The sequence below is a fragment of the Rhodococcus wratislaviensis genome (genome assembly GCF_041228765.1).
In the GTDB taxonomy this organism is placed as follows: domain Bacteria; phylum Actinomycetota; class Actinomycetes; order Mycobacteriales; family Mycobacteriaceae; genus Rhodococcus_F; species Rhodococcus_F wratislaviensis.
Genome location: NZ_CP150488.1, coordinates 5714501 through 5726759, shown reverse-complemented (window position 1 = coordinate 5726759; position 12259 = coordinate 5714501). Strand labels below are relative to the sequence as shown.

General features: G+C 68.0%; 11 protein-coding genes. 5 read left to right on the top strand and 6 right to left on the bottom strand.

Annotation, left to right across the window (positions count from 1 at the left end):
• Positions 1–12 precede the first annotated feature (12 nt).
• Both WKC72_RS26435 and WKC72_RS26430 read left to right on the top strand, forming a co-directional pair.
• Positions 13–1281: a class I SAM-dependent RNA methyltransferase gene (locus tag WKC72_RS26435; protein ID WP_370180292.1), complete on the top strand. Its 1269-nt coding sequence runs from the start codon at positions 13–15 to the stop codon at positions 1279–1281.
• Positions 1282–1362: 81 nt separating this feature from the next.
• Entirely contained in the window at positions 1363–1821 is a 459-nt protein-coding gene (locus WKC72_RS26430) for a MarR family winged helix-turn-helix transcriptional regulator (RefSeq protein WP_037232643.1), read from the top strand.
• Here WKC72_RS26430 and WKC72_RS26425 read toward each other — a convergent pair.
• The 4 genes from WKC72_RS26425 to glsA form a co-directional block, all read right to left on the bottom strand.
• Positions 1818–2474 carry an SIMPL domain-containing protein gene (locus WKC72_RS26425; RefSeq protein WP_370180289.1) on the bottom strand — a complete coding sequence of 219 codons (657 nt, stop codon included), beginning with the start codon at positions 2472–2474 and terminating at the stop codon, positions 1818–1820. The two genes, WKC72_RS26430 and WKC72_RS26425, sit on opposite strands and share 4 nt — an antisense overlap.
• A 2-nt stretch (positions 2475–2476) precedes the next feature.
• Entirely contained in the window at positions 2477–3316 is an 840-nt protein-coding gene (locus WKC72_RS26420) for an ABC transporter permease (RefSeq protein ID WP_370180287.1), read from the bottom strand.
• Positions 3313–4275, bottom strand: a complete 963-nt coding sequence (locus tag WKC72_RS26415) for a daunorubicin resistance protein DrrA family ABC transporter ATP-binding protein (RefSeq protein WP_037232368.1) — start codon at positions 4273–4275, stop codon at positions 3313–3315. Before WKC72_RS26415 ends, WKC72_RS26420 begins: the two co-directional genes overlap by 4 nt.
• Positions 4276–4371: 96 nt before the next feature.
• Positions 4372–6180, bottom strand: coding sequence for a glutaminase A (glsA, locus tag WKC72_RS26410; protein WP_370180285.1), 1809 nt, complete (start codon positions 6178–6180; stop codon positions 4372–4374).
• Positions 6181–6429: 249 nt separating this feature from the next.
• Between glsA and dxs the strand changes: the two genes are divergently transcribed.
• Positions 6430–8379 (top strand): 1-deoxy-D-xylulose-5-phosphate synthase, encoded by a 1950-nt coding sequence (gene dxs, locus WKC72_RS26405; protein WP_037232363.1) that lies wholly within the window; start codon positions 6430–6432, stop codon positions 8377–8379.
• A gap of 68 nt (positions 8380–8447) precedes the next feature.
• Here the strand turns inward: dxs and WKC72_RS26400 are convergent, their stop codons facing one another.
• On the bottom strand, positions 8448–9845 hold the full coding sequence (locus tag WKC72_RS26400; RefSeq protein ID WP_037232360.1) for a sugar porter family MFS transporter: 1398 nt from the start codon (positions 9843–9845) through the stop codon (positions 8448–8450).
• A gap of 96 nt (positions 9846–9941) precedes the next feature.
• Positions 9942–10958: an iron-siderophore ABC transporter substrate-binding protein gene (locus tag WKC72_RS26395; RefSeq protein WP_037232356.1), complete on the bottom strand. Its 1017-nt coding sequence runs from the start codon at positions 10956–10958 to the stop codon at positions 9942–9944.
• A gap of 293 nt (positions 10959–11251) precedes the next feature.
• Between WKC72_RS26395 and WKC72_RS26390 the strand changes: the two genes are divergently transcribed.
• Together WKC72_RS26390 and WKC72_RS26385 are read left to right on the top strand one after the other, a co-directional pair.
• The gene (locus WKC72_RS26390) at positions 11252–12031 is read left to right on the top strand and encodes a GntR family transcriptional regulator (RefSeq protein ID WP_037232352.1); all 780 of its coding nucleotides are present in this window, start codon (positions 11252–11254) and stop codon (positions 12029–12031) included.
• On the top strand, positions 12028–12255 hold the full coding sequence (locus WKC72_RS26385) for a ferredoxin family protein (RefSeq protein WP_005240903.1): 228 nt from the start codon (positions 12028–12030) through the stop codon (positions 12253–12255). The genes WKC72_RS26390 and WKC72_RS26385 overlap by 4 nt, the downstream gene beginning before the upstream one ends.
• Positions 12256–12259: the final 4 nt, after the last annotated feature.

Sequence of the window (12259 nt, the reverse complement as noted above, 5' to 3'; positions counted from 1 at the left end):
GGGTGAGAAGCGTTGAGTGAGAACTGGTCGGACCGCCGCCTCGAACTGCGGCTGGGAAATCCCGGGCACGGCGGTTTCGTCGTCGCCCGGCACGAGGGCCGCGTGGTCTTCGTCCGGCACGGACTACCCGGCGAGCGGGTGATCGCCCTCGTCACCGAGGACCGCGGCGGGTCCTACTGCCGGGCCGACGCGGTCGAGATCCTCGACGCGTCCCCGGAGCGGGTCACCCCGGTGTGCCCGGTGTCGGGTCCGGGTGGTGCGGGATGTTGCGACTTCTCGCACGCGAGCCTGCACGTGCAGCGGGACATGAAGGCGCAGGTCGTGTCCGAGCAGTTGGCTCGGCTCGCGCGATTGCAGTGGGAAGTGGACGTCGAGGAACTGCCCGGCACCGGCGACGGCACCGGCTGGCGCACGCGGGTACGGCTGGCCGTCGACCCGGACGGCCGCCCCGGCTATCACCGCCACCGCAGTTCCGGGATCGTCACGGACCTCGCGTGCCCGCAGATCGTGTCGTCCGCCTACGACGGTGTGGGCGAGCATGATTGGAAGCCCGGCAGCGAGGTGCAGATCGTTCTCGACGGCGCGGGGGAGCGGCACGTGGTCGAGATCGCTCCGCCGAAGGTGTCGCGGACCGGCCGCACGAGTCCCGGGCGCCGCGGTGCCATGGCCCGCCGCGCTGCCAGCGGTGCGCCACGCGCCGAGCGGGTGGTCGTCGGATCGGGTCGCCCGGTGGAGCGGGTGCGCGACCGCGAATGGGCGCTGGCCGCCACCGGGTTCTGGCAGGCGCATCGCGGGGCCGCGGAGACGTATTCGGCCGTGGTCTCCGAATGGGCCGGGATGTCCGGGGGCGAGACCGCATGGGACCTGTACGGGGGAGTGGGTGTGTTCGCCGCCGCCCTCGCCCACGGTGCCGGGCCGGCCGGTCACGTGGATTCCGTCGAGTCCTCGCGCCAGGCCGTCTCGGACGGGAAGGCCGCGCTCTCCGACCTCCCGCAGGTACGCTTCCACGCGGATCGGGTCGAGCGCGCGATCTCCGGACTCGCCTCCCCGCCACGGGTCGTAGTGCTCGATCCGCCGCGTGCGGGTGCGGGACGTGAGGTGATCGAGGCGGTCGCCGCCGCGGGCGCCGAGCGGGTCGTGCACGTGGGGTGCGACCCGGCGTCGTTCGCCCGTGACATCGGTCTGTACCTCGCGCAGGGATATCATGTCGACGAGCTGCGCGCGTTCGATGCGTTCCCTCTCACCCACCACGTGGAGTGCATTGCGTTGCTGGCGCGCTGACACCGGCGCATCGATGTTTACCGAACGCAACAAAACGCTATAGTCGGCCCGCAAGTAGTGGGTGTGTGGGACGGGGACTGGATGTCGGTACAGGCAGATACTGCGCAAGCGCTCGTCGATGCGGTGTTCGCACTCGGGCGATCACTGCGGGCGGTCGTCTCCGCGAGCGGCGAGACCCCGATCCCGCCCGCGTTGACGAGCGTGCTCTTCGTGCTCGCCGCACGGGGGGAGTGCCGCCAGAACGAACTGGCCGCCGACCTGTGCGTCAGCCAGTCCTCGCTGAGCAGGCAGATTTCCGAACTGGTCGACGCGGGATATGTGTCGCGCGCCGCCGACCCCCACGACAAGCGTGCCTCCCGCATTCGGGTGTCGCCGAACGGGATGGACATTCTGCGCGAGACGACCGAGCGCCGGGCCGAACGGCTGCGCGGCATGCTCGAAGGCTGGTCGCAAGAACAGGCGCTGGCGGCGGTGACGTCGCTGACTCAGCTCAACGACACGTTCTCCGCGTCGGTCCAGCAGCGGGGCCCGCGGGTCTAGGCGAGACGCCACCGCACCCGAACGTCGACCCGGGTCGGCTTCTCGCCGCGTTCGACGGCGATCGGGGAGTCGGCCGCCGCGAACGCCTTCGCGACCGGCCGCGGGGACACGTCACCGATGCCGACTTCCGAGATGTCGAGCACCTCGCCCAGCACACGACGCGACAGCGAGGCGTACTGCTCCGCCTTGGCGAGAGCATCGGCCCAGGCCCGGTCCCGGGCGGTCGCCGTCAGCGCGGCAGGATCGGAGAAGTCGAATTCGAGTCCGCCGAGACGGATGGCGTCGCCGCCCGCGCCGACACAGGCCGCCACCACCTGCGCCGGTGACGATGCGGGCGCTCCGGCCTCGCGGACGGTGATCTGCAGGGTCGTCGCGGCGGTGTAGCCGGTCACCTCGCTGCCCCGGCCCTCGGTCCAGGTGGTCTCGGAATGCACGGAGAGCCCGGTGGTCGCGAGGTCGGGCCCCGAGACGCCGTACCCGCGCAGGGTGTCCGTGACGGCAGTGGTGGACCGGGCGACGGCCTCGAACGCCTCGGCCACCGCGGCACGTGTCGCGGTCACGGTGACGGTGGCGCGGACGAGATCCGGAACCGCCGAGACGATTCCGGATCCCCGTACCGTCACCGATCTCTCGGCGTGATCGGTCGTCGCCACCGTTACGACTTACGGTTGTACAGGCGCATCGTGAGCGGTCCGAAGATCACCACGAACCCGGCGCACCACCCGAACACGATGGCGAGATCCGCCATCTCCACCGTCCCGGCCATGAGCCCGCGAATGGATGTCACCAGCTTGCTGATCGGGTTGACGCTGACGAACGCCTGCAGCCAGCCCGGCATGGTCGCGGGATCGACGAAAATGTTGCTGGCGAATGTCAGCGGGAACAGGATGAACATCGAGACGCCCATGACGGCCTGCTCGGTCCGCATGAGCATCGCGAACATCGTCCAGATCCAGGACAGGCTGAACGAGAACAGCAGCAGCAGGCCGATCGACGCCACCACACCGACGAGCCCGCCGTCCGGGCGGAACCCCAGCACGAGCCCCAGGATCAGGACGATGATCGAGGCGATCGTGTAGCGGACGACGTCACCGAGCAGCGCGCCCACCAGTGGGGAGGGACGCCAGATCGGGAGCGACCGGAACCGGTCGAACACCCCCTTCTCGATGTCCTTGTTGAGCGTCAGCCCGGTGTACATGGTGATCATGACGACCGTCTGCACGAGGATGCCCGGCAACAGGAACTGGACGTAGGCGCTGGTCGAACCGGCCAGCGCACCCCCGAAGAGGTACGTGAACATCAACGTGAACATGATCGGGAACATCGTCACGTCGAACAGTTGCTCGGGGACGTGCTTGATCTTGAGCAGAGCCCGCCAGCCGAACGAGAGGGACGTGGACCACGCGGTGGGTCGCGCGGGCCTCGGGCCGGGCATCTTCAGGACGTCGGCGACAGCGGTGGCGGTGTCGGCGGTCCGGTCGGTGGTGGAGGTCATGAGGCATGCTCCTCGGTGGGTCGGCCGGTGAGGGAGAGGAAGACTTCGTCGAGGCTCGGTTGCCCCAATGCGAATGTGCTGACGGCGATTCCGGCGTCGTCGAGTGCGGGCAGCGCCCGCGAGACCCGGGCCGGGTCGTCGATACGGGCGGTGAGTGCGGCCGGATCGGCTTCTTCGGTGATCGGCACCTCGAGCACGTCCCGCAACAGCGCCGCCGCCGCCGGACGGGTCGCGATGTCGGTGACCCGCACGTGCAGTGCACCCGATCCGACGGAGGCCTTCAGTTCGCCGGTGGTGCCCTCGGCGATCACCTTGCCGTGGTCGATGACGGCCACCCGGTCGGCGAGTTGATCGGCCTCGTCGAGGTACTGCGTGGTCAGCAGCACCGTCGTTCCGCCGGCGACCAGTGCGCGGACGATCTCCCACACCTGGTTGCGGCTGCGGGGGTCGAGACCGGTGGTGGGCTCGTCGAGGAAGATCATCTCCGGAGTGACGATGATGCTGGCCGCGATGTCGAGCCTCCGGCGCATGCCGCCGGAATAGTTCTTCACCTGCCGGTTGCCTGCTTCGTCGAGCCCGAAGGCGGTCAGCAACTGTTCGGACCGGGTACGCGCCGCCGCGCGGGTGTACCCGTACAGCCGGCCGAGCAGCAGCAGATTCTCGCTGCCCGTCAGATCCTCGTCGAGCGAGGCGAACTGTCCGGTGAGAGAGACCTTGCTGCGCACGGCGTCGGGCTCGCTCGCGACGTCGTGCCCCAGCACGGTGGCCGTTCCACCGTCGAGGGGCAGGAGCGTGGCCAGCATCCGGATCGCGGTGGTCTTGCCCGCGCCGTTCGGTCCGAGTACGCCGTACACGCCCCCGAGGGGGACGGCCAGATCCAGACCGTCGACCGCGTGGGTGGATCCGAATGTCTTGACGAGTCCCGTCGTCTCGATGGCCAGCTTGTCCGCTGTGAGCATTGCACCCTGCTTTCGATTCGAGCGTCGTCGATTCCGAGCCCCAAGCCTGTCCGATTTTTCCGATTCGGGCAATCGGATTTCCCGTGAATTCCTCGATCAGGGCCGCAGCAGCGACCGCAGCATCACGTCGAGTTGCTCGTAGGCACCGGCGGCCAGTCGTTCGAGGAGAGCGAGTTTGAGTCCGGGCTCGGTGGCGGCCATGTCGGCGTACCGGTCCGCGGGGAGTACGGCGACGGTGACCTCGGAGTCGGCGCACACGTCATTGAGAAAGCGCAAGTCGAGCAGCATCGTCATCTCGCCGAAGGTCATGCCCGTCGACAGGGTCATCATCCGGTACACGGCGCCCCCGGAATCGGCGACTCTCATGCTGACGCGGCCCGACAGGATCAGGAACAGCCCGCAGGCCTTGTCGCCCCGGTGGATGATCTGCTCGTCGCGAGCGAACGTGCGGATATCGAAGTCGCGGGTGAGTCGCCGCAACTGATCCGGTCGAAGCCCGGCCAGCACCGGATGTTGCGTGACGTCGATCGCTGCCGGCTGGCGAAGGGTGGCGCAGTGTCGATCGAGGAGGGTGTCCTCGGACCACTGCAGTGCGGCTTCGAGGTCGGCGAACACGCGGCCACTCGTACCGCTGAGATCCGAATGCGTGTAGCCAAGCATGCCCGCCGGATCGACGAGAGCGACAGCGCAGCCGCGACGGGTGAGTTCGTCGCGCAGACTGTCGAGCATGCGGCCCGCGATGCCGCCGACGTCGTCCACCCGCCGGACGTCGACCACCACGACCTCGAGTTCGGTCTCGACCCCGCCGATCTCGCGGACCGCGGACTCTGCACCGGCGAAGAGCAGGTCCCCGTGCAGCTCGTAGATCCGGCTGCGCTTGCCGACGTCGTCGAGAGCGGCCCGCTCGGCGGGAGTGCGCCGCATCCGCGACGGACTGTCGACGACGGAGTAACTGGCACGGATCGCGGAACGGGCGGCACGGGTGACATGAAGGAAATGCAACTCCAACTCGGCCGACAAGGCCCGGCACGCCTCCACCCCGCGCACGCTGTTGCCGTGCTCGTCGAGGCGCGGCGAGTAGACGGCGATGCCGATCTGTCCCGGCAGGACCGCGATGATGCCGCCGCCGACGCCGCTCTTGGCAGGCAACCCCACCTCGTACACCCACTTGCCTGCGGCGTCGTACATGCCGCACGTCGACATCACGCTCAGGACCCGCTCGACGAGGGCCGGTTCGAGCACCGTCTCCCGGGTGACGGGGTTGACGCCGTTGTTCGCCATCGTCGCAGCCATCACGCTCAGGTCCCGGCACGTCACGTCGATGGAGCACTGGCGGAAGTAGAGGTCGACCGCCTCGTCGGGGTCGCCGGTGATGATGTCGAACGAGCGCAGCATGTGGCCGATGGCCCGGTTGCGGTGCCCGGTCCGAGACTCGGACTCGTACACCGACCGATTGAACGTCAGGTCCCGTCCCGCGTACCGCGAGTACGTGGCCCGGATCCGTTCGAACCGGGTGTCCAGGTCCGGCCCGGCCACCAGCGACGCCGCGGTGATCGCCCCGGCGTTGATCATGGGATTGCGCGGTCGTTCCGTCCGCGGGTCGAGGCTGATCTCGTTGAACGGTTCCCCGGACGGTTCGACGTCGATCTTCTCCGCGACGGCGGCGGACCCGCGGTCGGCGAGCGCCAGGGCGTACGTGAACGGTTTCGAGATGGATTGGATCGTGAACGGCAGGCGGGTGTCGCCGACCTCGTAGACGTAGCCGTCCACGGTGGCGATGCAGATTCCGAACGAGTCGGGGGCGACCGCGGCGAGTTCGGGAATGTAGTCGGCGAGCTCGCCGCTGCGGTTCTCCCGGGTCGCGGCGAAGACGTTCCCGATCAGCGCGTCCACGACGGTGCTCATGAGTCGACCCTAGAGGCTGTTGACGACGCTGTCGGGTGTTCCGAGGGGCCTGTCCGGCGTCACAATTGTGTGAAGCCGGTCACGGCCGTGGCCGGGATGCCCGAGGACGAGCCCGCGATATGGGGCCGCACCGGCCCATACCGCGTGTCCCGCACTCCGGCGGCTCCGTAGACTGGTTCCACTGTGACGTGACACGAAGCCACGGCAGAGGCACGCAAGGCGGCGTGCATCACGGAGGGAGCGATCTCGTTGGGTGTTCTTGCCCGTATCCAGACGCCTGACGATCTTCGTCAGCTGAATTCGGCGGAGATGAAGCAGCTCGCCGCGGAGATTCGTGAGTTCCTGGTGCAGAAGGTCGCGGCGACCGGTGGGCATCTCGGCCCCAACCTGGGCGTCGTCGAGCTGACCCTCGCGTTGCACCGCATCTTCGAGTCGCCCGCCGACCCGATCATCTTCGACACGGGCCACCAGGCGTACGTCCACAAGATCCTCACGGGCCGCAAGGACGATTTCGACTCGCTCCGCAAGCAGGGTGGCCTGTCCGGGTACCCGTGCCGGGCGGAGAGCGATCACGACTGGGTCGAGTCCTCGCACGCGTCGGCTTCGCTGTCGTACGCGGACGGCCTCGCGAAGGCCTTCGAACTGACCGGTCAGGACCGCCACGTCGTCGCCGTCGTGGGTGACGGTGCGCTGACCGGCGGTATGTGCTGGGAGGCCCTGAACAACATCGCGGCGGGCAAGGACCGCTCGGTGGTGATCGTCGTCAACGACAACGGCCGCTCGTACGCGCCGACCATCGGTGGTCTCGCCGACCACCTCGCCGCCCTCCGCCTCCAGCCGGGATACGAGCGCATCCTCGACAGCGGTCGCCGGATGGTGAAGAAGCTTCCGTGGGTCGGCCGCACCGCCTACTCGGTCCTGCACGGCATGAAGGCGGGCCTCAAGGACGCCGTCGCCCCGCAGGTGATGTTCACGGACCTGGGCATCAAATACCTGGGACCGGTCGACGGGCACGACGAGGCCGCGCTCGAATCCGCGCTACGCCGCGCGAAGGCGTTCGGTGGCCCGGTCATCGTCCACGCCGTCACCCGCAAGGGCATGGGTTACGCGCCCGCCGAGAACCACGTAGCCGATCAGATGCACTCGACCGGCGTGATCGACCCGCTCACCGGTAAGTCGGCCGGATCGGCGTCCGCCGACTGGACGTCGGTGTTCTCGGCCGAGCTGATCGATCAGGCGAGTCACCGGCAGGACATCGTGGCGATCACCGCGGCGATGGCGGGCCCGACCGGTCTCGCCGCGTTCGGCGAGAAGTACCCCGACCGGATGTTCGACGTCGGGATCGCCGAACAGCACGCCGTCACGTCGGCGGCCGGCCTCGCGCTGGGCGGTCTGCACCCGGTGGTCGCGGTCTACTCGACGTTCCTCAACCGCGCGTTCGATCAGCTGCTGATGGACGTGGCGTTGCTGAAGCTTCCCGTCACCCTCGTTCTCGACCGCGCGGGTATCACCGGCAACGACGGCGCCAGCCACAACGGCATGTGGGACATGTCGCTGCTGGGCATCGTCCCCGGTATGAAGGTCGCGGCTCCCCGCGACACCGCCACCCTGCGGGAGGAACTGGACGAGGCACTGGCCGTCGACGACGGCCCGACCGCGCTCCGGTTCCCGAAGGGCACGGTCTGCGAGGACGTGCCCGCGGTGAGCCGCCTCGACGGCGTCGTCGACATCCTTCGCGCCCCCGCCGGTCGGAACGACGTGCTCATCGTGTCGGTCGGCGCGTTCGCCGGCCTCGCGCTCGCCGCGGCGGAACGCCTGGAACAGCAGGGCATCTCGGCGACCGTCATCGACCCGCGGTGGGTCCTTCCGGTCCCGGAGTCGTTGGTGAAGCTCGCCGAGGACTACACGATGGTGGTCACCGTCGAGGACAGCGGACTGCACGGCGGTATCGGTTCCACCGTGTCCGCCGCGCTGCGGTCGGCCGGGGTCGACGTCCCCTGTCGTGATCTCGGCGTTCCGCAACAATTCCTCGACCACGCCTCGCGTGCACAGATCCACGCCGAGCTGGGCCTCACCTCACAGGACGTCGCCCGGCAGATCACCGGATGGTTCGCCGGCCTCGGGAACCTGCGCCCCGAGCAGCAGAACGGCGTCGTCGCCGACCTCGACGCGCAGCGCGCGGAGAACAGCGGCCAGTAGTACCGAGCCCCCACGCAGAAGTCCGGCCGAATCACACTGTGATTCGGCCGGATCCGTATGTGCGTGGGTCAGGTGTGCATCTCCTCGAGCTCCATCCCCTTCGTCTCCCGGACCTTCGACCGGACGAAGAAGAAGGACAGCAACGCGAAAAACGCGAACAGGCCGTACAGGAACCACAGCCCCACCGAGCGGGTGAGCGGCGGGAACGCCAGCGTGACCGTGAAGTTCGCGATCCAGTTCGCCGCCGTGCTGATGCCCAGTGCGTAGGCGCGCATGTTGTTGGGGAACATCTCGCCCAGCATCACCCACATGACCGGGCCCCAGGTGGAGGCGAAGAAGATCACGAACAGGTTGGCGCCGATCAGGGCGACCGCCCCCCACGGGCTGGGGAGCACGACGTCGTCGCCGCTGCCCGTCGCCTGGGAGAAGGCGATTGCGGCCATGAGCAGGCTCGCGAACATGCCGAGCGAGCCGACCATGAGCAGGATGCGCCTGCCGATCCGGTCGACGAACAGGATGGCGACGAACGTCATGCCCACGTTGATGATCGCGGTGATCACCGACGTGGTGAACGACTCGTTCTCGGTGAAGCCCACCGACTTCCAGAGCGTGGTGGAGTAGTAGAAGATCGCGTTGATACCCACGAACTGCTGGAAGATGGCCATGAAGATGCCGACCCAGACGATTGGCTGCAGCCCGAACTTCGGGCCGCGAATATCGTCGAACGACGCCGTCGATTCGTGGCGGAGGGTCAGCCGGATCTCGGAGACGCGCTCCTGCGGGTCGACCTCGCCGGTGATGTTCGCGAGGATGTCGGCCGCTTCCTGATCGAGGTGCTTGCCCACGAGGTACCGCGGAGACTCGGGAATGAGCAGGGCGAGAATGCCGTACACGACCGCGGGGACCACACCGACGATGAACATCCAGCGCCAGGCCTCGAGGTTCAGCCACAACTCGTTGGAGGCGCCGCCCGCGGCGTTCTGCAGCACCGCGTCCGAGAGCAGCGCGGCGAAGATGCCGAGAGTGATGGCCAGCTGCTGCAGCGACGCCAACGCGCCGCGGTAGCGGGCGGGTGCGATCTCCGAGATGTACGTGGGCGCAATGACCGACGCGATACCGATGCCGAGGCCGCCGAGGACGCGCCACAGCATCAGGTCGGGGACGCTGAACGCGAGACCCGCTCCGAGCGAGGACACGACGAACAGCACCGAACCGAGCAGCATCACTTTCTTGCGGCCCCAGCGGTCCGCGAGGCGACCCGCAAACCACGCGCCCACAGCACATCCGAGCAGGGCGATCGCCACAGCGAAGCCCGTGAAGAACGACCCCAGCTCGAAATGGCCCTGGATGGAGTCGACGGCGCCGTTGATGACCGAGCTGTCGAAACCGAAGAGAAATCCACCTACCGCGGCGGCGACGGTGACGCCGATGACCTTCGCGGTGTGTCTTTCGGACATCTGCGTCATCGCATACCTGCTTTCGGCGAGCGTTCCTGATGCGGGCACAGCGGAAACTTGTGTCCCGGATTACGCTACGCCCGACACCGCCTGTCAGGCGGGAGTTCAGGCACCCGCTTTCTTCGCCGCCTCGCTCAGCTGCGGTGTCAGCTTGTCCAGAACCCACGGAGTCGCGAGAACGCTGGTCTGGCTGAGGCCCGAGATGATCTTCGTGTCCGACAGCGCGACCGCGGTTCCACGCCCGATGGCACCGAGATTCGCGTAGGCCGGGTTCGCGGCAACGGTGGTGTTCTCCGGGACGAACGCGACCACGACGTCGGCGTCCACATCGGAGATGTTCTCCACGGAGATGTCGGCGAAGAACTTGTCCGGATCATTGGTCGCGGCCAGCTTCTGCACGCCGGGTGACACGGTGAACCCGAGCTGGGTCAGTACCTGGACCCGGGGATCGGAGGGCATGTAGACGTTGACCGTCGCGGCGTCGGTGTCGAAGTTGATCACCGAGATCGTCTTGCCGGCGAACTCGGGATGCGCGGCGGCGGTCTGAGTGAGGGTGTCGTCGAGACCGGCCACCAGCTGCTCGGCCTCCGCGCTCTTGCCGAGCGCGTGCCCGACCAGCGTGGTCTGGTCCTGCCACGTGGTCTGCCACGCCTTGTCCGGGTATGCCACCGTCGGGGCGATTCCCGACAGCTTCTCGTACGTCGCCTGGTCGAATCCCTCGTACGGGGCGAGAACGACATCGGGCGCCAGCGAGGCGACGGCCTCGATGGGGGTGGACGTGGCCGTGTCGAGCAACGTGGTCGCGGACGGATCGAATCGGTCCTGCAGCCAGGGCATCACACCGTTCGCTTCGGCGCCGTACGTGTACTTCGGCATGCCGACCGGTGTCTCGCCGAGTGCGTAGACGACGTCCTGGGCGTTCCATCCGAGCGTGACGATCCGTTCGGGTGCCGCGTCGAGGGTCGTCGATCCGAACGTGTTCTCGATCGTGACCGGAAACCCCTCACCGGACGCTTCCGTGGTGCCTCCGCTGTCGCCGGACGAGCACGCGGCGAGGAAGAGGGACGAACTGGCCACAGCGAGTGCGACGGCGATCTGACGTCGTGCGGTGGGTACGAACACGGCAACGGCTCCTTCGGGACGAAAACAGAAGGTAAGCCTAACCTAGACTTGATCGCTCGACGGGCGGACGTCGCGACTTCGAATCACCCTGATTGAAACTTCCGTACCCGGCCCGGCCTGGCGTATTCCCGGGCCGGTGCCGTGTTCGCGCTGGTGAGGCGGTCCGGTCCCGGCGCGGACCCGGCCGAATCACGGGGGCGCCCCGAGCGGCTGTTCGCGGCGACTCCGGGCCCCGCCGACTGCCGTTAGCGTGTGTCTTCGTCCAGCTCACACGCACTATCGACGAAGGAACCATGGTGGTGAATCCAACTCCTCTCCAGACGGCGTCGCGCAGTTCCCGTGCGGACCATGCGCGCAGATTCGCCGACCTGCTCCGCCAGCAGATTCACACGGACTCCTTCGCCGAACGCGGACTGCCGTCGGAATCGGAGTTGGCCGCCGAGTTCGGCGTGTCGCGCAATGCGGTACGCGACGGACTGGCACTGCTGAAGCAGGAGGGGCTCATCGACCGGGCCCCGCGCGTGGGAACCCACGTGGCCCAGCGCAAGTACGACCACGGTCTCGACGCCCTGCTCGGGCTGAAGGAGACGCTGAAGGGGCACGGCGCGGTCCGCAACGACGTCCGCGCGGCCGTGGAGATCAGCCCGCCGCCCGCCGTCGCCCGCCGCCTGCAGTTGGAGCCGGGCGAACCCGCCGTCTACATCGAGCGGGTGCGCTATCTCGGCGACCTGCCGCTCAGCCTGGACCTCACCTACCTCGTCCCCGACATCGGAGCCGAGATCCTCGGCCACGACCTCGAAACCAACGACGTGTTCGCGCTGATCGAGGAGGTCTGCGGTCAGCCCCTCGGCTCCGCCGATCTGGCGATCGAATCCGTGAACGCCGACGCCCATTCCGCCGCGAACCTCCAGACGCCCGAGGGAGCGGCGCTCCTGTTGCTCGAACGCCTCACCCGGCTCGTCGACGGACGTCCCGTCGACCTCGAATACATCCGCATGCGCGGTGACCGAATCACCCTGCGCAGCAGCCTCGCCCGCCGACCCGACATCACGAACTGGGAGCTCACCTCATGACCTTGGTCAATCAACGAGCCGACGTACCCGTCACCATCGACGAGTCGCTGTGCATCGAGGGCTGCACCCTGTGCGTCGAGATCTGCCCGCTCGATTCGCTGGCCATCAACCCGGAGAACGGCAAGGCCTTCATGCACGTCGACGAATGCTGGTACTGCGGTCCGTGCGCGGCTCGCTGCCCGACCGGCGCGGTCACCGTGAACATGCCGTACCTCCTCCGCTGAGCGA